Genomic DNA, 21,361 nt, shown 5'->3' with positions numbered 1-21,361 from the left:
CGGTGCCCGAGGGTGACAGTGTTCTGCGCCTGCGTCGGCGGTTGGATGCCGCGACGCGCGGGGCGCGCGTGGTCGAGGGCGAGCTGCGCTCCGGTTCGGCGGCCGGCAGGTCGCTCGCGGGGCTGCGGATCGAGGGGTACGACACCCACGGCAAACACCTGCTCACCCGGTTCGACGATGCCACGACCCTGCACACGCACCTGCGCATGCAGGGCAGCTGGACGATCACGCGCGCCGGTCGCCCCCTGCCGACGGCCGAGCGCGAGCGGGCGCGCGTGCGTCTGCGGTTCGACGACGGCCGGGAGATGTGGGGAATCGACCTCCCCGTCGTCGAGCTCGTCGCCACGGCTCGCGAGCGCGACGTGATCGGTCACCTGGGCCCCGATCCGCTGCGCGACGACTGGGATGCCGCCGAGGCGGTGCGCCGGCTGTCGGTGCGGCCGGAGCGCACGTTCGTCGCCGCCCTGCTCGACCAGACGCGCATCGCCGGTCTCGGCAACCTGTGGGTGAACGAACTCGCCTTCCTGCGCGGCATCCATCCCTTCGCGCCGATCGGGGCGACGGATCTGCCCGCGCTGGTGGCCCTCGCCGCGCGGTGCCTGCGGACGTCGGCGACCGTGCCGGGGATGTACCAGGTGACGACGGGCGACCGACGCCGTGGTTCGTCGCACTGGGTGGCGGGCCGTGCGGGGCGCCCGTGTCTGCGGTGCGGTACCCGGGTCCACGTGCGCGCCGAGGTGGCCGACGACCCCGAGCGACGGCGCACCTGGTGGTGCCCGCGGTGCCAGCCGGTGCCCTCGGGCGCCGAGGTCGGATCACCGGGGTAGAACAGCGGCCGCCGAGAACGAGAACCGGCTGCGCGTCACGGCGCGGTGTCGGTACCGCCGAACGCCGGGGCTGTCGCGACGCCGGCGGCCCTCGTCGCCGAGGAGCCGCCGGACCGTCGCGTGCGGTACGCGATCAGGAGATGTCGCCGGTGGGGGAGTCCGCGGTGTTCGAGGCGTCGTCGGCGTCCTTCTGGGCCGCCGCCCCCTCTTCGGGGGATTCGCTTCCCGCGCCGTTCGAGTCCTGGTCGGGGGCGTCGTCGGTGCGTCCGTCGATGTCGGTCATGTCATCTCCATCCGTCAGGGGTCGTCGTGTCGACCCGGGCCGACGCTGTCACGCGTCGACGTACATGTCCAGGGGGTCGACGAGGGCCGGGCGCCCCTGCGCGCGCCGCGGCATGCAGACACGGGCATGGCGGGGGAGCCCGGTTTCACTCACAGGAACGGGGCGAGGGCGCCAGCCGTCAGCGCGAACGCCAGGGCCGTGCCGCCGACGACCGTGGCCGCGGTGGCAGTCGCACGTTCGGCGCGGTGACGCCGGGCCGTGTTGGCCGGGTGCGTCGTCGAACGCAGAGAGGATTTCGCGGCGGAGAGCTCGTCGTAGCGACCGACGGGGATGCCGTGCGCGTCGCGCGAGACGTATCCGCCGGTGACCTGGTCGACGCAACCGAAGTACTCGCCGCCTCGATGGGCGACCCAGAAGCCGGTGTCGACCTTCGCCCAGAGGACACGGGTGGAGGCGAGCGCGCTGAGAGGCGCGAGGGAAGCGGTGCTCATGTCACGCCGCCACCGACAGGCTGGGGCGCCGAGCAGCGGGCGCTGTTCCGCGCGTCGCTGTGGCACGGGCGGGTGCCTCGGCCGTGGGGATCTCGGCGTCCAGATCGACGACCAGACCGGCCGACGAGTTCGCCATGTCGGCCATGTCCTTGAGAACGCGGGGGTTCAGGGACTCGGGCTCGGCCGAATCGAAGACGAAGCGCATCGCGATCGCCGGCTGCAGCCAGATCGTCGATCGTCCCGGGGTGCCGTCGACGTGGGCCCAGCTCAGAGTGAAGCTCTCGCTGCGGCGGAGTTTGGTGGTCGCAACGACTTTCAGGTGCGACAGCAGGCGATCGGGGATCTGGATCGACTCGCTCGTCGTGCCGTAGAACAACTGCCCCATGGGGTTCTCCTCTCGCAGCGGTTTGCTGGTTCACAAACATACTCGACTAGTAACTAGTTTGTCTAACTATTGGTTTGGCGATATAGTTTCTCCATCAGGGAGGAGTGTGTCGTGACCGATGTCCACGTCGCGCCTCGCGCAAGCGCCCTTCCGGCCGACTCCGCCGAGCCGAGCTACTGGTACGGCGACGAACCCGCCGACCGCCGCCTGCGCAGTAAGGCCGTCCTCGAATCGCTCCGGTTGTACCGCGCGGCCGAGGTCGCGATGCGTCGCCGCACGCGCGACTCGATGTCGATGGGTGAGAACGAGCTCCTCGTCCTGCGTTACCTGCTGCGCGATTCCGCCCGCCGCGTACGACCGGGGGAGTTGACGAAGTACCTGGGTCTATCGACGGCGTCCACCACGGCCATCCTCGACCGGCTGGAGCGATCCGGGCACCTCACCCGCGCCGCCAATCCCGACGATCGCCGCAGCATCTTCGTGCAGGCGACACCGCGCGCCGATGCAGAGGTGCGGCAGACCCTGGGCACCATGCACGACCGCATGCTGGCCGCGGTGATCGACATGACACCCGAAGAATCAGCGAGCGTCGTCGCCTTCCTCCGGCGGATGAGCGACGCGGTCGACGGCGTCGCGGTCGAGACCCCGGCGGTCGACTCCCCGTGATCTACGTGCTGGTCGGCGGCCCCCGCGACGGACAGCACGTGGATGATCTGCCGCGCGGCTACCGTCTGTCTCTGAGCGACCCGCAACCTGAACCCTTCGGGGAGTTCGAGACGGTTCGAGCCGTCTGGTTCGAGCTCGACGAGGCGATGTTCCGCACGGTGCAGCGACGCGACTGATCGGTACCTCACGTCGGCAAGCCCGGCAACCCGCCCCCCTTCGGGCGACGGTGACCCGCAGTCTGTCAGCATGCGCTGTGTCACCTACGCCGGAGAAACCGTCCTCACCACCGACGACGTCGCGTCGTCACTGATCCTGTTGACGGCGGCGGTGGCGAAGGAAGGCCAAGCCGAGGCCGTCAGTATCCCGATCGTCACCGACGACAAGAAGGTGGCCCAGGCGGAACTCGTCATCGGGGTCGGCAACGACGTGTTGTCGGCACCGGTGGACTGGACCGACGAGGAGCCGGACTTCTCGCACGCGGCCCAGGAGCTGAAGGACCACCGTTTCTTCCCGCGAGCGCACCTGCGCGCCGTCGAGCCCGCGGAATCCGACGAGGGCGACGACGAGCCCATCGACTGGGACTTCGACCAGCCGACACAGGCCTGACGCCTCCACGGGTGAGGCCCGGGCTCCGCAGGGTGGGAGTCACGCCGCGAGCCTTGCGTCGGGTTCGCGGCGTCCGCTATGTTCGCAAGTCCGTGCCGACCGGCACGATGAGCCGAGGGGACGACACGATGACCGCGATGCGCGATCTTCGTCAGGAGCAGCAGGACGCATACCTGCCGTTCCTGCTTTCGTCGTACCCTCCGGTGCCGGCCGCCTAGACCTCGTTCTCTCGCGCCCCGCCCGTCAGGTCGGGGCTTTTCTCTTTCCACCGTGTGGGGGAGTGCTCCGACCGGAGCTCACCCCAACCGCGCATCCGCGCACCACACGAAGGAAAGGATCCATGCAGAAGCTCACCGAACGACTGGTGTCGTGGGCGAGCCTGATCGATGACAAGACCATCGAGCAGGCCCGTACCTCGTCGCGCATGCCGTTCATCTACCCCCACCTCGCCCTCATGCCCGACGCCCACCTGGGCCTGGGCGCGACGGTCGGGTCGGTCATCCCGACTCTCGGAGCGATCATGCCCGCGGCCGTCGGGGTCGACATCGGCTGCGGCATGATCGCGGTCAAGACGCAGTTCACGGCTGCCGACCTGGCCGGCCGCGACCTCGCGGAGCTGCGGCAGCAGATCGAGCGGGCCATCCCGCTGTCGGCCGGTCGCGACAACCGCAAGATCGTCGCCACCGCCGAGCCGCGCGTGGCCGAGCTCGAGTCGCTCGCCGAGAAGGCCGAATTCGACCCTGCCAAATACGCCGGTCACTGGCGGCACCAGCTCGGTTCGCTGGGCAGCGGCAACCACTTCATCGAGATCTCGCTCGACGAGAACGACGACGTGTGGATGTTCCTGCATTCCGGCTCCCGGGGTGTCGGCAACCGCATCGCGCAGCACCACATCAAGGTCGCGCAGCGTCTGGCGAAGCAGTGGTGGATCGAGCTCCCGCATCCCGACCTGGCGTACCTCGTCGAGGGGACCCCGGAGTTCACGCGCTGCATCCGCGAGCTCCGGTGGGCACAGCACTTCGCCCTCCTGAACCGTGAGGAGATGATGGATCGCGTCGCGAATCAGCTCGGACGCTTCCTCGACACGACCGTCGAGGAGCGGGAGCGCATCAACTGCCACCACAACTTCACGGAGTCCGAGCGGCACTTCGGCAAGCGCGTGTGGGTCTCGAGGAAGGGTGCCATCATGGCCGACGAAGGTCGGCCGGGACTCATCCCCGGGTCGATGGGCACCGCGTCGTACGTCGTCGAGGGGCGCGGAAATCCTGTCGCGCTGAACTCGTCACCGCACGGAGCAGGCCGGGAGTACTCGCGCTCGGCGGCCCGCAAGACCTTCACGCACGAGCAGTTGCGTGACGCGATGGCGGGCATCGAGTATCGCGACACCGACGCGTTCATCGACGAGATCCCGCAGGCGTACAAGCCGATCGATCGGGTCATGGCGGACGCCGCCGACCTGGTGAGCGTGCGACACACGCTGCGGCAGATCGTCAACGTGAAGGGCGACTGAACAGGATGCCACGGGCGCGGCCGACGTGCCCGTGGCATCCTGCTCCGGCCGGTGGCGTTCGCGGGGTCGCTCTCGGCGGGTGATTCCACCGACCAGCGGGGGGAGATACACCTCTGGGAGGATGCGGCCACTTCCCTCGGTTCGACAGCATGGGGTCAACGTCTGCCGCACCGCGCAGGCGTCGAATGCCCCCGGAGCGGAGAACCCATGCCCCCGACCGCCGACTCGGCTCCCGTGCCGACCGTCGAGCGCCCCGTCGACACCGCAACGCTCGAGCGGCAGAGAGCCCGCATCCGCGCGGCGCAGGCCCGTCTGGCGGCATTCATCGCCAGTACGGCTGCTGATGTCGACGAGGTCGCCGGCGAGGCGGAGGCGGCGCTGCGTGCTGCCGTGTCGTCGGGCGCGGGCGTCGAGCGCGTCTCGGCCGAACTGGAACTCAGCCCCCGGGCGCTGCGCGCGATCGTCGACGGGTCGGTCCGGCTTCGCAGTCTTCACCCTGACGAGCGCCTGAGGTCGGTGTAGCGCGGACACACGCGAGGGCCCCGGCGAGCACGCGCCGTGTGCGCTCGCCGGGGCCCCGTGGTGGCATCCGACCCGGGTCAGCTCAGACGCTCGGCGCGGTACTTGTCGCCGCTGAAGCCGAGGATGAGGTAGCCGATGACGTGGAACACCACGAGCAGAACGAGCGAGAAGAACCACCCGTGGCCGAAGGCGCGGCCCACCCGCAGCGACACGATGATGTGGAAGACGAAACCGACGATCGGCACCAGGTAGAGCAGCGCGAACCAGCCCGAGAACCCGGCGATCTTGGTGAGGTAGACGACGTTCACGAGGGGGATGATCGCCAGCCACCCGGCATACCCCGCCTTGGTGAAGACACGCCAGAGCGCGACGACCAGCACGACGTACACGGCGATGGCGAGGAGCGAGTTGGTCGCGCTGAGCGCGAAGAGCGAGGTCTGCTCGGTGATGGAGGACGGGCTCGAAGTCAGCATGGGCTCATCGTAGGGCGTTGCCAGGGAGTTCTCAGGGTCGGCGTCCCCGCGCCGGAACACGCCGCCGGGATTACGCTCGGTGCAGGTCGAGCGATGGCGGAGGCGGACGGCATGGGCGAGAGCCGATTCGAGTGGGGCGGCCTGAGCGCCGGCCGGGGCGACTTCGTCACCGCGCCCGAGGCCCTCGCGATGCTCGAGGTGCTGGCGATCGCGCACACCGACCTCGAGGTGTCCACCGAGCTGCGCGATGGCGCCGCCCGCGCGCGATTCGCCCGAGGCGCGCGGTGGGCCGTCGTCTCGACCCCCGGTTCGCGGTGGTTCTCGGTCGAGACCGACACCGGTCACCGCACGGAGCTCATCGACGCGACGTCGTCGAAGGACGAGAGCGCGCGCCTGCTCGCCGCGTACGTGGACGTCGCCGAGGCCTACGTCCGCGGCGATGCGGTGCCCGCGCAGGGGCACGGGTTCGGGGGGTCGACCGTGACCCTCGACATCGACGGCCGACGCGTGGTCCTGACGCAGCCGCTCGGTCGTCGCGTGCGCGGGATGTTCGGACGCTAGGCCTCCGCCGCCTCCGCGGTCAAGCCGTTGGGGCCGAGGCCCCCTCGTTGAGAGGCTGGACCGGTACGCGACGAAGGGAACACCATGAGCGACCCGCAGAACTCCGCCCCGGCCGACGCCGCAACCGACCTCGGCGACGACCCGACGGTCAAGCCGAGCCAGGAGACCGACCCCGACGAGGGCTCGAAGGCCCCCACCAAGGACGACCCGAACGCCGACCACCAGGCCACCGGCATCGGGATCATCGACGTCGAGTGAACCGGATGCCGTGGGGTCGGAGCGCGAGTCCTCGCCCCCGCCCCACGGCGTCGGGGATGCCGCGGACGCGGTGATAACCTGGACCGGTCCGCCTCCGTAGCTCAGGGGATAGAGCGTTGGTTTCCGGTACCAAAGGCCGCTGGTTCGATTCCAGTCGGGGGCACCAGGCGAGACAAGGGATCGCGGGTCATTGAGACCCGCGGTCCCTTTCGTCTAGCGGCGGGCCTCGTCGGAGCGTCATCGTTCGCGCCGGGTGAGATCACGCGTTCGTGGCGAGATCACACGCTATGTGGCGTGATGTCGTGCGTAACGTGTGCGTTCGCGCCGGGCGTGTGCCGTCGCGCCGTGCGACGTGACGCCGCTGCCAGCCCGCGTGCGGCGATGCTGTCCTTCACCAGAGACGCCGGTCCGAGCGAATCGTCGAGCAGCAGCGGCCCGATGGAGGCTCTGCGCTACTCCGGGAGCGCCACTCCCTCATCGCAGATCTGCGCGATCAGAGCGTGCCGTGGTCTTCTCTGGGGATGCGCACGGGCCTCAGCCGCCAGGCGCTGAGTGAGCGCGTTGTCGGCGCCGACAGATAGGGAGCCACGCGTCATCGCCGGCCCGGTTTGTCGGCTGGAAGTTCCTGCGCCGTCCAGATTCGACAGCTCTGGAACGGAGCGACGGATTGACGTAGAATATGACTCTGAAATCATACTGCGATGGAGGGTGCAATGACTGCCTCGACGCTCATCCGCGCCGCCCGCAAGAGCCAGCGACTCACTCAGAAGCAACTCGCAGACCGCACTCAGATCGACCAGAGCCGCGTTTCCCGGTCAGAGGGCGGGCGAGATACCGAATTCGGCACGGTGGAGCGACTGCTCGCCGGCGCAGGGCATCGGCTGTACTCCGCACCGACCCAGCGTGACGACGCGGCGACTGCGGCTGAAGAGATTCGGCATCGGCTAGCGGAAGGGCAGAGGGACCGCGCTCTTCGCGCGCTCCTGCAACTCAACGACAATCTTCTCGCCGAGCGAGGGTTGGTGCGAGGGATTCTCGGCTTGGCCGAGCCTGCATCGACGCTGGATCGAGCGTGGGATGCTGCGCTCGCGGGTCTCGTCGCCTGGCGGCTGCGAGAGGGAGGACTCCCCGCACCCGAGTGGGTTTCAGATCCGAGCCGGTATCTCCGTGCGCCCGCGACGCTCGACGTCGACCCGGCCGACCCGACTCCGCCCCCGTCGGAGGTGCCAGACGAGTTCGCCGAGCGCGGTGTGCTCGTCTGGCGTGACACCTTCGCGAGCGTGTGAGCGTGGCGACGACGCTCGACAGAGAGGACATCCTCGACGGGCTCAGGGCCCTCATCGCTGAGCTGCACGACTCACACCAGGTCGCGGGTATCCGGATCGTCGGTGGAGCAGCTCTCGCGCTCCGCTACTTCGACCGTGGCACGACGCAGGATCTCGATTCGCTCCACATCGAGCCGGGAAGTGACGCCGAAGTCGCAGCAGCCGCGGCGAAGGTAGCCCAGTCCCGCGGGTGGGATCCGGGCTGGCTGAACTTCGGCGTCGAGAAGGCCGATGCGCTTCCCACGTTCGGTCGTAGATCCGTCGAGTGGGAGACCATCTACGACCACGACGGCATCGTTATCCACGTCGCCGCTCAGGAAGCGATGCTGGCGATGAAGCTGCGCGCCAACCGGCCCGGCCGCGATACGAACGACATCCGGCAGCTTCTACGACTGTGCGACGTCACCACACTCAACGACGCCGAGGAACTCTACGAGGACTTCTACCCGGGGGATGCGCTCTCGGACCGCGCCGTGAATATGGTCGCCGCCATCCTCGAGGGCGGGCTGCCAGACGAGGTCCCCTCGCCGGGGCCGATCGAACTCTAGCGACGCGATCAGGAACACACCTCGATTAGTGCTCCGACGGCAAGGCGATAGTGGTCGAGCGCGGCTCCGTTCCCATCGCTCGCTCTTTTCAGACTTCGCGCTCCGCGCTGCGCTCACCAACCGCACGTGCCGGTCGCTGGTCCGATTCCCGTCGGGGGCACGTGTCAGCAGAGGGCCGCGAGTCGTTCAGACTCCGCGGCCCTCTTCTCGTTCGCCGACGCGTGCACACCCGGCGACTCACCCGGTCGTAAGGCAAATTCACCCGCATCGGCGGTGAGCGCCATCCGTCGTCGGTCGAGGGTGAATGGCCGCCCGGCGTGGTCGCGCGGCGGGTGCTCAGCCGGGATCTTCGGTATGAAGCGGCCCCGTGAGCAGCCCCACGTCGAGCAGCGAGTCGAGAGTCTGCCGAACCGACGCCCGCGCGTCGCCCCCGTCCGGTGCCCCATGGGTCTCCACGGCGGCGGTGACGAGTTCGTCGAACGAGGCGCCGTCGGCGGCGAGCCACACGGTGGGGCCGATCCCGTCGAGGAGGTGCACGGTGGTCTGGTCGTCGGGAGCTCTCGTCAGCAGCGCCAGACGCCCGTCGAGCTCGACGGCATCCTGAACCGGCGTCCGGCGGAAGGGGTGCACGTCGGTGCGATGGCGATTGTTCCGGGCGAGGGGAACATTCAGCGCGATGGCACCCGGCAGGGCCGCCCGCTCGGTGTCGAATAGGGCTCGCACGAGGGGGAGTACCTCTTCGGCCTCGCGATAGCGCAGGCCGAGCGCGCCTCCCGTCCCCTGGATGTGGCCGATGAGGGTCTGCAGGGGCGCCGTGAGCTCGCCGAGATAGCTGCACTGCGGGGCGAGGGCGGCGACGGCCTCGTCGACGGGAAGCTCGACGAGTCGCGGCGGCGCGTCGTCGCTCAGGCGATCGAGAGCCACGATGGCGTGCAGCCGCAGAGGTGCGTCGGGCAGATCCCGCAGCCCCAGGCTGCGCGGAGACAGCTGTCGCTTGGCCCGCGCGACATCGTCGATGATCGACAGCGGCTTGCGATAGGCCAGCACCCCGCCCTCTGCGGTGACGCCGACGCTCTCGTCGCTGACGTAGGCGTACTCGCGTGCGAGACGCGACATGAGCGTGGTCTTGCCCATGCCGGACCGACCGGAGAAGAGGATCACGCGGCCCCGGTCATCGGCGATGGCTCCCGCGTGGACCATCCAGAGGTGACCGCGTCGGGCAGAGAGCGCGGCGTGGGTCACCTGGGTCGTCAGATCGGCGACGGTCGCGTCGAAGTGGAAATGCGCCCGGGGAGCCACCGTGGCGACGGGCGACCGCGGATGCGCCGGGCGAGTGCCCGACCAGGCTTCGCCCAGCAGATCGCGGTCGGACGGGGGGAGCCCTGCGATCGCCATGCGCACGACGACCCCGAGTGCCTCGATGTCGAGATCGGCGTCGGCGGTGGTCGGCACGGACATGAGGCCCTCCCCGTGCCGTTGCGGGGGCGACACGGCTACCGAGTGTGCGAGGTGGTCGATACCGGCAGTGTTCGCCGAGCGCGATGGCCGACCGGGTGAAACCGTCGGCGCCCGCGGCGGAATCGCGCGCGCCGGCCCTTTGTCAAGACCGGTCGACGCATTCGTCACCGCTTGCGATGCTGGACCCACCTTGGAAAGGGGTCTGTCATGAGTATCGGAGCCGGCATTGCGCTCTTCGTCATCGGCGCCATCCTCGCGTTCGCGGTGAACCTGCCGAACGAATTCGTGGACCTCAGCATGATCGGGTACATCATGATGGGCGCGGGGGCGGTCGTGTTCGTGATCGGGCTCGTGCTGCTCGTTCGCCGCCGTCAGACTGACACCGTCACCCGCACCGAGGCCGCGGGCGGCGCGCAGGTCACCCGTTCCACCACCCGCTCCTCGAACGACGACCTCGTCTGATCGCTCTCGGGGGCATCACCCCGAGGGACCCGCCATGACCGAACCCCCTCCCACCGTCGCCGACGATTCCGCTGTCGGCGGCCTCTTCGACGGTCGGTACCGTCTGGGCCGCGTGCTCGGACAGGGTGGGTACGCCCGCGTGTACGAGGCTGTGGATACGAGTCTCGGGCACACCGTCGCGCTGAAGGTGATCGACGCAGGCAGCGCCGACCCGTCAGACGCCGCGCGCGTGCGCTCCGAGATCCGCCTGCTCGCCTCGCTGTCGCATCCCTCGCTCGTCACGCTCTACGACGCGCGTCTCGCCGCCGAACCGGCCTACCTGTCGATGGAGCTGATCGCCGGCCCGACGCTCAGCGAGCTCATCGCCCGTGGCCCCCTCCCCGGCCCCGACGTCGCCCGCACGGGGCGCGAGATCGCCGAGGCGCTCACCGTCATCCACTCCCGCGGCATCGTGCACCGCGACGTCAAGCCGTCGAACATCCTCGTGCGCCCCGCCGCCCACGCGGGCGAGAGCCCCCGCGCGACGCTGGCCGACTTCGGGATCGCGTCGCTGGTGGGCGCGACGCGCCTGACACGCGCCGACACCGTCATCGGCACCGCCGCGTACCTCAGCCCCGAGCAGGCGCGGGGCATGCCGGCGGCCCCGCCCAGCGACGTGTACGCCCTCGGCCTCGTGCTGCTCGAGGCGCTGACGGGAACGCGCGCCTTCGCCGGCCGCACGCCGCACGAGGCGCTCGCCGCGCGTCTGGTCGCGGCCCCCGAGATCCCGCCGTCGATCCCCGACCGCTGGCGCACGGTGCTGCAGGACATGACGGCCGTCGACCCGGCGAAGCGACCGGATGCCGCGGGCCTCATCGCTGTGTTGCGCCCCCTGTCCGACCTCGAGACGTCGCCGGCCGCGTCCTCTCCGCGCACCGCGCCGCTGCCCGACGCGACCGGGCCCACGCGCATCCTCGACTCACCCGCGTCGACGTCTCGTCGCCCCTCGCGTCGGCTCGTGATCGTGGCGTCCGTGCTCGCGGTGCTCCTCGCCGCCGGAGCGGTGACGGCGGCCGTCGCCGTGTCGAGCGCGGGATCGAGCGTGCAGCCCGAGCTCCCGTCGCTCCCGCAGCCGCTCGACCAACACGTCGATGACCTCTGGAAGGAAGTCGCTCCATGAGGCGCCGTATCGCTCCCGCCGCCGGTCTCGTCTTGGCTGCGGTCCTGACCCTCTCGGCGTGCACGCCGCCCGCGGCCGAGCCGACCGCGTGGCAGTCGACGGTCGAGACGGTCGCCGCGCAGGCGTCCGGCGGTGACTACGCCGCCGCCCTGGCGACGCTCGATGCTCTCGAGGCCGAGGTCATCGCTCGTCGCGACGCCGGAGAGCTCCCCGCAGACGAGGCCGAGGCGATCCTCAGCCGCATCGCCACCGTGCGCGCTGATCTCACCTCCCTCATCCCCACCCCGACGCCGGAGCCAGAGCCGGCGCAGACGAGCGAGCCCGTGCAGCAGCAGCCGTCCGTGCCGGAAGAAGACGAATCGAGCGATGACGGCACCGAGGTCGACCCGGGCGAGCAGGATCCGGGCAACGCGCCGTCCGACCAGGCTCCGGGCGGCAACGGCAACGGCAGCGGGAACGGCAACAACGGGAACGGCAACAACGGGAACGGAAAAGACAGCGGGGGCGGACCGGGCAAGAAAGACGGCTGAGTCCGCGTGAGGACCGCGGCGGCGGCCGTGCCCGCATAGAGGACGGTCGCGGGAGTCGGCCACGCAACGATCTCGACCCCGGACGACGACGCCCCATCGTCTCGCGCGGCCGCCGAATGGCATCCATTCATCCGCATTCGCCGGTCGCGAGCCGTCGTCCCCGTGCGGCGTGCGAGGATGGCCCGGTGCCGCGCCGAGTGACCGCTGAACTCGACCTCGATCTGGGGTCGTCCGTCGACCTGATCTTCCAGATCACCGCCGCCCAGGGGGTGCCCCTCGTGAGCGAGACGTTGACCTTCTCGCAGGGCGATCGCGTGTACACGCCGACCGAGATCGTCGACCAGTCGGGCAGTCGCTTGCACCGTCTCACGGGGGAGCAGGGCCCGCTGTCCGTTCGGTACGAAGCGCGGGCGAACGGCCCGTCGCAGAACCCCCGCACGAGCGACCTCGAGACCATCACGTACCTGCGCCCCAGTCGGTACTGCCAGTCCGACGAGGTGTTCGCCCAGGCTCGCCGTCAGTTCCGCGGGCTCACCGGCGCGGAGTTGGTCTCGGCGGTCTCGAGCTTCGTGGCGTCCACCGTCACGTACACCCCCGGGCTGAGCCTCGGGACCGACAGCGCGGTCACCACGCTGATGACCGGCCAGGGTGTCTGCCGCGACTACGCGCACGTCGTCATCGCGCTGCTGCGGGCCATGGACATGCCCGCCCGCTACGCCGCGTGCTACGCGCCGGGACTCGAACCGATGGACTTCCACGCCGTCGCCGAGGCCTACCTCGACGGCGCCTGGTACGTGATCGACGCCACCCGCCTCGCCGACCGGCGCTCGCTCGTGCGCATCGCGACCGGACGCGACGCGTCGGACTGCGCGTTCCTGAGCTTCTACGGCGGCTATGTCGGCCTCGATCGCCTGCACGTCGACGCGGTGCTCGAGAACGAGGTCCCGGATGCCGCGACCCCCGACGACCACGAAGCCCTGGTGCAGATCGCCTGAGACCCCGCGCAACCGCAGACACGGCGTCGGACTCCGCGCGTCGTCGCCCACGGCCGCGACTCTCGCATCGTGCGCGCGGGGAGCGTGCAGCCGGCTCGGCCTAGAATTGCAGGGCTATGGATCCCGCTGCCCTCTCTGCTGCCCTGCTCGCCGTCATCGCCCCGCTCGCGGAGGCGCGACGAGAGGGCTCTTCGGCGGGGATCACGGCCGCCGACCTTCCGCTCGAGCGCCCGAAGAACCGTGACCACGGCGATTGGGCCTCCAACGCCGCGATGAAGCTGTCGAAGGTCGTCGGCGCCAACCCGCGGGAGTTCGCCGCCCACATCGCCGCGGGTCTCGAGGCCGTCGACGGCATCGCCAGCGTCGAGGTTGCCGGTCCCGGCTTCATCAACATCCGCCTCGACGCGGCTGCCGCGGGTGCGCTCGCCAAGACGATCGTCGACCAGGGCGCGGCCTTCGGGACGAACGACTCCCGCGCCGACGAGATCATCAACCTCGAGTTCGTCAGCGCCAACCCCACCGGGCCCATCCACCTCGGCGGCACGCGGTGGGCCGCCGCCGGCGACGCCCTCGCCCGCATGCTGTCGGCGCAGGGCGCCCAGGTGACGCGCGAGTACTACTTCAACGACCACGGCGCGCAGATCGACCGCTTCGCCCGCAGCCTCGTCGCCGCCCACCAGGGCGACCCGACGCCCGAAGACGGCTACGGCGGCGCCTACATCGGCGACATCGCGCAGCGCGTGGTCGAGGCGTACGACGGTGACATCGACGCCCTCGACGCCGAGGCCAAGCAAGAGGCCTTCCGCGAGCTCGGGGTCAACCTCATGTTCGGCGAGATCAAGCAGTCGCTGCACGAGTTCGGCGTCGACTTCGACGTGTACTTCCACGAGAACGACCTGCACGACTCGGGCGCCGTCGAGCGCGCGGTCGCTCGCCTGCGCGAACTCGGCCACATCTTCGAAGCCGACGGGGCGACGTGGCTGCGTTCGACCGAGTTCGGCGATGACAAAGACCGCGTCATCATCAAGTCCGACGGGCAGCCCGCCTACATCTCGGGCGATCTGGCGTACTACCTCGACAAGCGCGAGCGCGGCTTCAACCGCTGCATCATCATGCTCGGCGCCGACCACCACGGCTACGTCCAGCGCCTGATGGCGATGTGCGCGGCCTTCGGCGACGAGCCGAACGTCAACCTCCAGGTGCTGATCGGCCAGATGGTCAACCTCGTGCGCGACGGTCAGCCCATGCGCATGTCCAAGCGCGCCGGCACCGTGGTCACTCTCGAAGACCTCGTCGAGATCGTCGGGGTGGATGCCGCCCGCTACGCCCTCACGCGCAGCTCGGCCGACTCGAACCTCGACATCGACCTCGACGTGCTGCAGAAGCGCACGAACGACAACCCGGTCTTCTACGTGCAGTACGCGCACGCCCGCACGCACAATGTGGCGCGTAACGCCGCGGCATCCGGGGTCGACCGCTCCGAGTTCGCGCCCGAACTGCTCGACCACGAGACCGAGTCGGCTCTGCTGGGTGCTCTGCAGGAGTTCCCGCGCATCGTGTCGTTCGCCGCCGAGGTGCGCGAGCCGCACCGCGTCGCGCGGTACCTCGAGGAGCTCGCGGGTCTCTATCACCGCTGGTACGACAACTGCCGCGTCATCCCGCTGGGCGATGCGCCCGTCGAGTCGGTGCACCGCACGCGCCTGTGGCTGAACGACGCCACCGGCCAGGTGCTGCGCAACGGCCTGACGCTGCTGGGCGTCAGCGCTCCGGAGCGGATGTAAGCGATGACGGATGCCACGACGCAAAGCCGTCGGCCCCGTCGCCGGATCGCGGTGATCGTGGTGGTCATCGTGCTGCTGGTGGCGGCCGTGGTCGCGGCGGAGTTCATCGCGCGCTCGGTCGTGACCGGGACGGTGCGCTCGCTCGTGGTGGAGAACGTCGGTATTCCCGACGACCAAGACGTCGATGTGCAGGTGTCAGGTCTCGTCCTCCCGCAGGTGATCGGCGGCCGTCTCGACGACGTCACCGTCGCCTCGGACGACGTGGAACTCGGTCCGCTCGCCGGCGACGTGTTCGTCGAGCTGCGAGGCGTTCCGGTGTCGGGCGATTCCGCCGCGGACGGCGGAGTGGCATCTGTCCGGCTCGATCAGAATCAACTGCGGTCTCTGCTCGGTCAGATACCCGACATCCCCGTGGGGACGGTCACGGTCGCCGCTCCCGACGTGACCTTCGAGACGTCGCTGTCGCTGTTCGGGATCGCGATCCCCGTCGGCGTCGCCGTGACTCCCGGTGCCGCCGACGGCGACCTCACGCTCACGCCCGCGTCGTTCGCGGTGGCGGGCAACGCGCTGGACGCCGACACGCTGCGCGGCCAGTTCGGGGGCGTCGCCGACGGGTTGCTGCAGACATCGACCCTCTGCATCGCTGACCGTCTGCCCGCGGGACTCACCCTCACGTCGGCGACCGTGCAGGGACAAGATCTGGTCGCCACTTTCGACATCGCGGGCGGCATTCTCAACGACGCGGCTCTGCAGCACGACGGCTCCTGCGGCTGACGCCGCCCGGCGACGCGTCGTCCACCGCGATGGCGGACCCGCGCGGTTCACTCTCCCGTACCCATATTTCACCTGCGCATGTGAGCGTGCCTTTCGCGATCGATGGGGGAGTGCTCGTCGTAGCGTGACGACGTCGTTGGCCTCGGCTCGAGTCGGGTCGGCGACGTTCATCGTCCACGTCGCCGTCACGGCGCGTCGTCACGTACGGGAGCACCCACCTCATGAACGACACCAGTTCGATTTCTTCGATCCTGGAATCCCCTCCGGCAGGGTCACCCGCCGGCGCGGGTCTCTCGCGCCGGTCCGTCGTGACGGCCGGCGTCTTCGCCGTTCCGGCCGTCACCCTCCTCAGCCAGTCCCCCGCGTTGGCGAACTCGGTTCTGCCCCAGGTCGCGATCGAGGCGGCCGGGGGCGTCATTCCGGCCGCGGGACCCGTCGCCATCACGGTGACCGTCCGCTCGCTTGCGGGCGCCTTGCTACCCGGGCAGGTGGTCTCTCTGACGGGTCCGCCCGACTCGAACTTCGCCTCGAGCGATGGAACCACCGACGGCTCGGGTCGGTTCACGACGACCTTCTGGCTGGCGAAGCCGTGGATCACCCCCGGAACGACGGTCACGATCACCGCTGTCTCCACCGGAACGAGTGCGTCACAGGCGTTCACGGTGGTCGGCTCCAACGTGCTGGCGACGGGCCCGAACACGTGGGGTCAACTCGGCACCGGGGCCCCCGGCGGAGGATGGACGACGCCGGCGCAGACGCTCCCCGTGTTTTCCAGCCCGGTGGTCCAGGTGGCCAGCGGTGAGCAGCACACGGTGGCGCTGCTGGCCAACGGGACGGTGTGGACGGTGGGCAACCCCGCCAACGGGCGCCTGGGCCGCGACACGTCCGCGGTGCCGTACACGCAGTTCGGTCAGGTGCCCGGATTGTCGGGTGTGACGCAGATCGCCGCACAGTGGAACGGCGGCTACGCACTCGTCTCGGGTCGGGTCTACGCGTGGGGGTGGAACAACTGGGGACAGGTCGGTGATGGGACGACGGTGGATCGGGACCGCCCGACCCTGGTCAGTGGTCTGTCAGACGTCACATACCTGGCCGCGGGCCGGGTGAACGGACTGGTGATCCTCGCCGACAAGACGGTGCGGGCGTGGGGCGCCGCGAACGAGAGCGGGCAGGTAGGCAACGGCAGCACGACCGACCAGCTCACCCCCGTGACGGTGACCGGGCTGTCCGACATCGTGCAGGTAGCGGGAGGGGCGGACACCCACTCCGCGTTGCGCGCAGACGGGACGGTGTGGGCGTGGGGGGCGAACGACCGGGGCCAGGTGGGAGACGGCACCACGATCACGCGTCTGACGCCGTCGCAGGTGCTGCAGGTGCAGCAGATGCCGTACTCGGCGATCGCGCGCGGTGGAGACACCGGGTACGCCATCCGCGCGGACGACAAGGCGGTCGTCGCCTGGGGGAGTAACTCCTCGGGTCAGGTGGGGGCCACGGGCACATCGTTCGAGATTCGCCCTCTCCTGGTGCAGGGCATGACGAACACCGTCCTCTTCGGCGCCGGTGTCTCCAGCGCCTACGCCAAGAAGGCCGACTCCACGGTGTTCGCGTGGGGCGCTAACGCGAACGGTCGACTCGGCACCGGCGACACGAACGACCGGAACACCCCGACGCCCGTCGCCGGGCTCTCGGGGCGGTTCATCAGCGCGATCTCGTCAGGCGCGAGCATGACGGCGGCGTACTTCGCCGCCGAGGCGGCGACGGTATCCGTCGATGTCGGCGCGCAGGTGACCGCCGGTGCCATGAGCGCCGTCATCGCTTCGGTCGTCTCTCCGTCGAGCGCGGTCGTGAACACTCCGCTGATGTTGTCGGCGAGCGGGAACGCCGTGCTGGGTGCCACGTCGGGAACGACCGACGGCGCGGGCATCTTCCGCACCACGGTGACCCCGAACGTGTGGACGCGGCCGGGCGCGGTCTTGCGGGTGACCGCGTCGTGCGACGCCGGGACGGCTTCCGACACGTCCACTGTCTTGGGCGCCAACCTGCTGCGACTGGGGCAGGGAGGTACTCGTACGTCTGCACCTTTGCCGGTTCAGGACGACCGCGTCTTCCCTCATCCGGTCACGAGGGTGACGATGAGCCACAACGGGGCCGCGGTGATCTTGGCCGACGGCTCGGTCTGGACGCGGGGCGCCGGCAATCTTCTCGGCGACGGTTCCACCGCCGCTCGAGACGCGTGGGGACCGGTGCCGTCGCTCTCGAACGTCGTCGACCTCTGCATGGGCTTCACGCACGTCGTCGCCCTCACGGATGACGGCGGGATCTGGGCGTGGGGGGACAACGGCCGGGGGCAGCTCGGGCTGGGAGACACGGTCAGCGTCGGCGTGCCGACGAGAGTGCCGTATCTCAGCGGATTCGCGGGGGTGTCGACGGGACGATTGGTCACGTTTGCGTGGAAATCCGACGGGTCGGTGTGGTCGACGGGATGGAACTCCAACTTCCAGCTCGGCACTACGGGCGGCGACCGAACGAGCTTCGCGAAGATCGAAGGACTCGACAACGTGGAGCGGGTGTCGGGAGGGTTCCTCATGGGCGGGCTCGCGCTCAAGAAAGACGGGACGGTCTGGGCCTGGGGCGGCAACGCGCAGGGGCAGCTCTGCGACGGCACCACCACCGACCGGGCCACCCCCACGCAGATCCCGGGTCTGTCAGGTGTGAAGAAGGTGCAGGGTGGGTGCTCCGATGGATACGGCGAGACCAGCGGGTACGCGCTGACCTCGGCGGGCGCGCTGTGGTCCTGGGGGGTCAACACCTACGGCCAGTTGGGTGACGGCAGCAAGGTCACTCGAACAGCCCCGGTGAAGGTCGGCGACGGCTACGTCGATGTCGCGGCATCCACCAAGGCGGTCTATGCCCTGAAGTCCGATCGCACGACTCTGGCGGCATCCGGTCTCACCGCGATCTCGACCATCGGAGACGTCACGACCCCCGGCACGATCGATCTCGGGCGGCCGGTCGTCGATCTCAGCGAGCAGACCTACGTCGCATATGCGAACCAGCAGGTGTACGCGATCACCGCGGATGCCACGGTGTCGGTCGACGTCGATGCCCAGGTGTCGGCGGGATCGGCGGGGGTCGTGCAGGTCGCCGTGACGTCGTCGTCGGCGCCCGTGCCGAACACGTCGCTGACATTGTCGGCGACGGGGGGTGCGGTGCTCGGCTCGGCCTCGGGATCGACCAGCGCCGCCGGTGGGTACCAGACGACGGTCACCCCCGACAGCTGGACGACGCCGGGTTCCGTGCTGCGGGTCACCGCGAACAGCGACCTCGGTTCGGGGTCCGACACGTACACCGTGCTCGGGGCGAACGTGCTGCACGCGGGGTATTCGCTCTGGGCCGCCGGTGGCGACGGCACCTGGGACGACCACCTCGTGGCGACGCAGTCGTTGCGGCAGTTCCCCTCCCCGGTGGTGCAGGTCTACACGGGCTTCATCTTCGCGGTGGCGCTGCTCGCCGACGGGTCGGTGTGGTCGGTCGGGCGCAACGATTACGGCCAGCTCGGCGATCCGTCCATCCCCGTCTATGACGGGGGTGCGTCCTCGGGCCCGTCGATGCAGGGACGCTCGACGTGGGGTCGCGTGCCGGGGCTTCCGTCGAACATCGTTCAGATCTCCGGTGGTCGATCGACGGTGTACGCCCGGACGGCGGGCGGCGACGTGTATGCGTGGGGCTGGAACGGCGATGGACAGGTCGGTAACGGCAGCTCCGTTGACCAGATCGGCGCTCTCAAGATTTCTGGTCTGACGGGCGTGAAGAAGATCTGCGGGGCGTATCGTTCGGCGTTCGCGATCATGGCGGACGACTCGGTCGTGGCGTGGGGCGGCAACGGCAGTGGGTCTTTGGGGCTCGGTCATGCCTCGCCCCAGGAGCTGACCCGGATCGCAGTCCCCGCCTGGGGCAGCGTCAGCGACATCGGTGGCGACAACCAGCAAACCGTTGCGCTGCGTACCGACGGAACCGTCTGGACGAGCAGTTCGACCAGCGGAACGCTCGGAAACGGCACCTCGGCGACCAGCGCGTCGCCCGTGCGGGTCGCGAGCCTGTCGAACGTGTCGGCTCTCGGCTTCGGTTTCGGGTTCTTCCACGCGCTGCGGTCGGATGCCACCGTCGTCGGGTGGGGCGCGAACGACGCCGCGCAGCTCGGCATCACCTATGCGTCGCCGCCGGTGCTGAGTCCGACTCCGCTGTCGGGGCTGGCCGGTGTGTCTCAGATCGCCAACGGCCGCAGCGGTGGCTACGCCCTCCTCGCCAACGGGCAGGTGTGGGGCTGGGGTCAGAACAGCAGCGGCGAGCTCGCCGACGGCACCACGGCCCTGGGCAAGGCCCCCGTGCAGATGACCGGAATCGACGGGCACACCGTCGTCCGCGTCGACGCCGGCATTTCGGCTTCGGGGTGCTACGTCGTCACCTCGTAGTCGCAGAACGGCCTGACAAAGCCCCGCGACCTGCGCATGTGCGGGTCGCGGGGCTTTCGTCGGGTCAGGCGGTGAACGTCACCAGGCCGGCCTCGATGAGCGCGGCGAGCGCGGAGCGCGTCGCCGACGTCGCATCGGGCACCCGGTGGCGCCGGGCGACCGCGTCGACGAGATCGTCGAGGGGGGTGTCGTCGGCTGCCAACCAGAGCTGGGGGGCGACTCCCGCGAGAACCCGCAGTGTGCCTTCGCCGCTGGTCTCGGCCGTGAGTACGGCGAGGAGCCCGTCGTCGAGGCGACACCAGTCCGTGGCCGGCGCCCGTCGAAAGAGCTGGGTCGCCGAGTACACCGTCGGACCGCCCTCGTCGTCGCCCCGCGCGAGGGTGCTCGCCTCGGGGCGGGCGACCGGCACGTGAGCCTCGCTGGCGTCGGCACCTGGCGGTGAGGGGGCGCGAGGGGCGTGGTGTTCGTCGAGGAGGGCCACCAGGTCACGCGCCTCGGTGTACTGCGCGCGCACGGCGCCCCCCGTTCGAGCGAGGAGCCGCACGATGGTTTGCAGGGGGCGGGTCATCGAGGTGAGGGCGCTCGAGTGGCCGGTGAGGTCGGCGAGTGCGTCCACGTCGGCAAGCGGAATCAGCCGCGCAGCAGACGGCCCGGGTTGCCGATCCAGAAGCACGAGGCGTGACAGGCGCAGGGGAGCGTCGGGCACGGGTTGCAGGCCGAGGTCTTCGGGCGCGCGCTGCACCTTGAAGCCGTAGCCGTCGGTGATGACCGAGAGCGGCTTTCTGTACGGGTGCACGGTGCCGTCCGCGTCGATGCCGACCGTCTCGTCTGAGACGTAGCCCCACGTCCGTGCGAGGAACCTGGTGGCGGTGGTCTTGCCGGCGCCCGAGCGACCGACCAGCACCACCACGCCGCCGTCGGTGCGTGCGAGTCCGGCGGCATGCAGCATCCATCGGTCGCTGGGGGCGGCGGTCACGGCGGCGCGTGTCACCGCGCCGGAGAGGTGCGCGAGCGTCTCTCCGGTTTCGGCGAAGCGCTGCGGCGCGATGACGCGATCCGGCTGCGCCGGCGAGGCCGAGACGGCGCTCCGCCAGGCCGAGCGCACGGCCACGCGCTCCGGTGGGTCGAGGAGAGTGAGATCGATGGCGATGCGCACGCCGATGGCATCCACCGTGACCGCGTTCGTTCCGGGGGCGGGTGCGAGGTGCGACACCGCCTCACCGTAGACGACGGATGCCGAGACGCCCGGCCCCACCGTGCGCCCTCCGGCGCGAG

The 21,361-nt window shown here is 70.0% G+C and carries 23 protein-coding genes and 1 tRNA gene; 18 read left to right on the top strand and 6 right to left on the bottom strand.

Annotated features, from left to right (window positions below):
• Positions 1–2 precede the first annotated feature (2 nt).
• Positions 3–827: an Fpg/Nei family DNA glycosylase gene (locus IFU40_RS10240; RefSeq protein ID WP_191926250.1), complete on the top strand. Its 825-nt coding sequence runs from the start codon at positions 3–5 to the stop codon at positions 825–827.
• A gap of 133 nt (positions 828–960) precedes the next feature.
• Here IFU40_RS10240 and IFU40_RS10235 read toward each other — a convergent pair whose 3' ends face one another.
• The 3 genes from IFU40_RS10235 to IFU40_RS10225 form a co-directional block, all read right to left on the bottom strand.
• On the bottom strand, positions 961–1,110 hold the full coding sequence (locus IFU40_RS10235) for a hypothetical protein (RefSeq protein ID WP_156458740.1): 150 nt from the start codon (positions 1,108–1,110) through the stop codon (positions 961–963).
• Positions 1,111–1,259: 149 nt separating this feature from the next.
• Positions 1,260–1,601 carry a hypothetical protein gene (locus tag IFU40_RS10230; RefSeq protein ID WP_055834749.1) on the bottom strand — a complete coding sequence of 114 codons (342 nt, stop codon included), beginning with the start codon at positions 1,599–1,601 and terminating at the stop codon, positions 1,260–1,262.
• Position 1,602: 1 nt separating this feature from the next.
• On the bottom strand, positions 1,603–1,986 hold the full coding sequence (locus IFU40_RS10225) for a DUF7882 family protein (RefSeq protein WP_191926249.1): 384 nt from the start codon (positions 1,984–1,986) through the stop codon (positions 1,603–1,605).
• A gap of 111 nt (positions 1,987–2,097) precedes the next feature.
• On the opposite strand from IFU40_RS10225, the gene IFU40_RS10220 reads away from it, so the two are divergent.
• The 5 genes from IFU40_RS10220 to IFU40_RS10200 all read left to right on the top strand — a co-directional run bounded on the left by IFU40_RS10220 (position 2,098) and on the right by IFU40_RS10200 (position 5,290).
• Complete coding sequence (locus tag IFU40_RS10220; RefSeq protein ID WP_191926248.1) at positions 2,098–2,652, top strand: MarR family transcriptional regulator; 555 nt, start codon at positions 2,098–2,100, stop codon at positions 2,650–2,652.
• Positions 2,649–2,828: a hypothetical protein gene (locus IFU40_RS10215; protein WP_055834758.1), complete on the top strand. Its 180-nt coding sequence runs from the start codon at positions 2,649–2,651 to the stop codon at positions 2,826–2,828. Before IFU40_RS10220 ends, IFU40_RS10215 begins: the two co-directional genes overlap by 4 nt.
• Before the next feature lie 70 nt (positions 2,829–2,898).
• Positions 2,899–3,258 carry a hypothetical protein gene (locus tag IFU40_RS10210; protein ID WP_191926247.1) on the top strand — a complete coding sequence of 120 codons (360 nt, stop codon included), beginning with the start codon at positions 2,899–2,901 and terminating at the stop codon, positions 3,256–3,258.
• A gap of 340 nt (positions 3,259–3,598) precedes the next feature.
• Entirely contained in the window at positions 3,599–4,768 is a 1,170-nt protein-coding gene (locus IFU40_RS10205) for an RtcB family protein (protein ID WP_191926246.1), read from the top strand.
• A gap of 234 nt (positions 4,769–5,002) precedes the next feature.
• The gene (locus IFU40_RS10200) at positions 5,003–5,290 is read left to right on the top strand and encodes a hypothetical protein (protein ID WP_206754873.1); all 288 of its coding nucleotides are present in this window, start codon (positions 5,003–5,005) and stop codon (positions 5,288–5,290) included.
• A 77-nt stretch (positions 5,291–5,367) separates the two neighbouring features.
• On the opposite strand, the gene IFU40_RS10195 is transcribed toward IFU40_RS10200, so the two are convergent.
• Positions 5,368–5,763, bottom strand: coding sequence for a DUF5684 domain-containing protein (locus IFU40_RS10195; protein ID WP_191926244.1), 396 nt, complete (start codon positions 5,761–5,763; stop codon positions 5,368–5,370).
• 111 nt (positions 5,764–5,874) lie between these two features.
• On the opposite strand from IFU40_RS10195, the gene IFU40_RS10190 reads away from it, so the two are divergent.
• The 5 genes from IFU40_RS10190 to IFU40_RS10170 all read left to right on the top strand — a co-directional run bounded on the left by IFU40_RS10190 (position 5,875) and on the right by IFU40_RS10170 (position 8,455).
• Positions 5,875–6,324: a hypothetical protein gene (locus tag IFU40_RS10190; protein ID WP_191926243.1), complete on the top strand. Its 450-nt coding sequence runs from the start codon at positions 5,875–5,877 to the stop codon at positions 6,322–6,324.
• Positions 6,325–6,408: 84 nt separating this feature from the next.
• Positions 6,409–6,582 (top strand): hypothetical protein, encoded by a 174-nt coding sequence (locus IFU40_RS10185; RefSeq protein ID WP_191926242.1) that lies wholly within the window; start codon positions 6,409–6,411, stop codon positions 6,580–6,582.
• A gap of 90 nt (positions 6,583–6,672) precedes the next feature.
• Positions 6,673–6,748 (top strand) — tRNA-Arg (locus IFU40_RS10180).
• A gap of 547 nt (positions 6,749–7,295) precedes the next feature.
• Positions 7,296–7,868: a helix-turn-helix domain-containing protein gene (locus tag IFU40_RS10175; protein WP_055834781.1), complete on the top strand. Its 573-nt coding sequence runs from the start codon at positions 7,296–7,298 to the stop codon at positions 7,866–7,868.
• A 2-nt stretch (positions 7,869–7,870) separates the two neighbouring features.
• Positions 7,871–8,455 carry a hypothetical protein gene (locus tag IFU40_RS10170; protein ID WP_191926241.1) on the top strand — a complete coding sequence of 195 codons (585 nt, stop codon included), beginning with the start codon at positions 7,871–7,873 and terminating at the stop codon, positions 8,453–8,455.
• Between the two features lie 336 nt (positions 8,456–8,791).
• On the opposite strand, the gene IFU40_RS10165 is transcribed toward IFU40_RS10170, so the two are convergent.
• Entirely contained in the window at positions 8,792–9,913 is a 1,122-nt protein-coding gene (locus IFU40_RS10165; protein ID WP_191926240.1) for an ATP-binding protein, read from the bottom strand.
• 207 nt (positions 9,914–10,120) lie between these two features.
• Between IFU40_RS10165 and IFU40_RS10160 the strand changes: the two genes are divergently transcribed.
• The 7 genes from IFU40_RS10160 (at position 10,121) to IFU40_RS10130 (ending at position 20,086) form a co-directional block, all read left to right on the top strand.
• Entirely contained in the window at positions 10,121–10,375 is a 255-nt protein-coding gene (locus IFU40_RS10160) for a DUF6458 family protein (RefSeq protein WP_055834791.1), read from the top strand.
• Between the two features lie 34 nt (positions 10,376–10,409).
• On the top strand, positions 10,410–11,534 hold the full coding sequence (locus tag IFU40_RS10155; protein ID WP_191926239.1) for a serine/threonine-protein kinase: 1,125 nt from the start codon (positions 10,410–10,412) through the stop codon (positions 11,532–11,534).
• Positions 11,531–12,064 carry a hypothetical protein gene (locus IFU40_RS10150; protein WP_191926238.1) on the top strand — a complete coding sequence of 178 codons (534 nt, stop codon included), beginning with the start codon at positions 11,531–11,533 and terminating at the stop codon, positions 12,062–12,064. Before IFU40_RS10155 ends, IFU40_RS10150 begins: the two co-directional genes overlap by 4 nt.
• Before the next feature lie 185 nt (positions 12,065–12,249).
• On the top strand, positions 12,250–13,059 hold the full coding sequence (locus IFU40_RS10145) for a transglutaminase-like domain-containing protein (protein WP_070408301.1): 810 nt from the start codon (positions 12,250–12,252) through the stop codon (positions 13,057–13,059).
• Between the two features lie 116 nt (positions 13,060–13,175).
• Positions 13,176–14,840, top strand: coding sequence for an arginine--tRNA ligase (gene argS, locus IFU40_RS10140; RefSeq protein WP_191926237.1), 1,665 nt, complete (start codon positions 13,176–13,178; stop codon positions 14,838–14,840).
• A gap of 3 nt (positions 14,841–14,843) precedes the next feature.
• Entirely contained in the window at positions 14,844–15,614 is a 771-nt protein-coding gene (locus tag IFU40_RS10135; protein WP_191926236.1) for an LmeA family phospholipid-binding protein, read from the top strand.
• Positions 15,615–15,835: 221 nt separating this feature from the next.
• Positions 15,836–20,086, top strand: a complete 4,251-nt coding sequence (locus tag IFU40_RS10130; protein WP_191926235.1) for an RCC1 domain-containing protein — start codon at positions 15,836–15,838, stop codon at positions 20,084–20,086.
• A gap of 64 nt (positions 20,087–20,150) precedes the next feature.
• Here IFU40_RS10130 and IFU40_RS10125 read toward each other — a convergent pair whose 3' ends face one another.
• Positions 20,151–21,299: a hypothetical protein gene (locus IFU40_RS10125; protein WP_191926234.1), complete on the bottom strand. Its 1,149-nt coding sequence runs from the start codon at positions 21,297–21,299 to the stop codon at positions 20,151–20,153.
• Between the last annotated feature and the right edge of the window lie 62 nt (positions 21,300–21,361).

This window comes from Microbacterium sp. CFBP 13617 (assembly GCF_014839445.1).
Taxonomy (GTDB): domain Bacteria; phylum Actinomycetota; class Actinomycetes; order Actinomycetales; family Microbacteriaceae; genus Microbacterium.
Note: the sequence above shows the minus strand (reverse complement) of the source record. Positions and strands in the feature narration are given on the sequence as shown.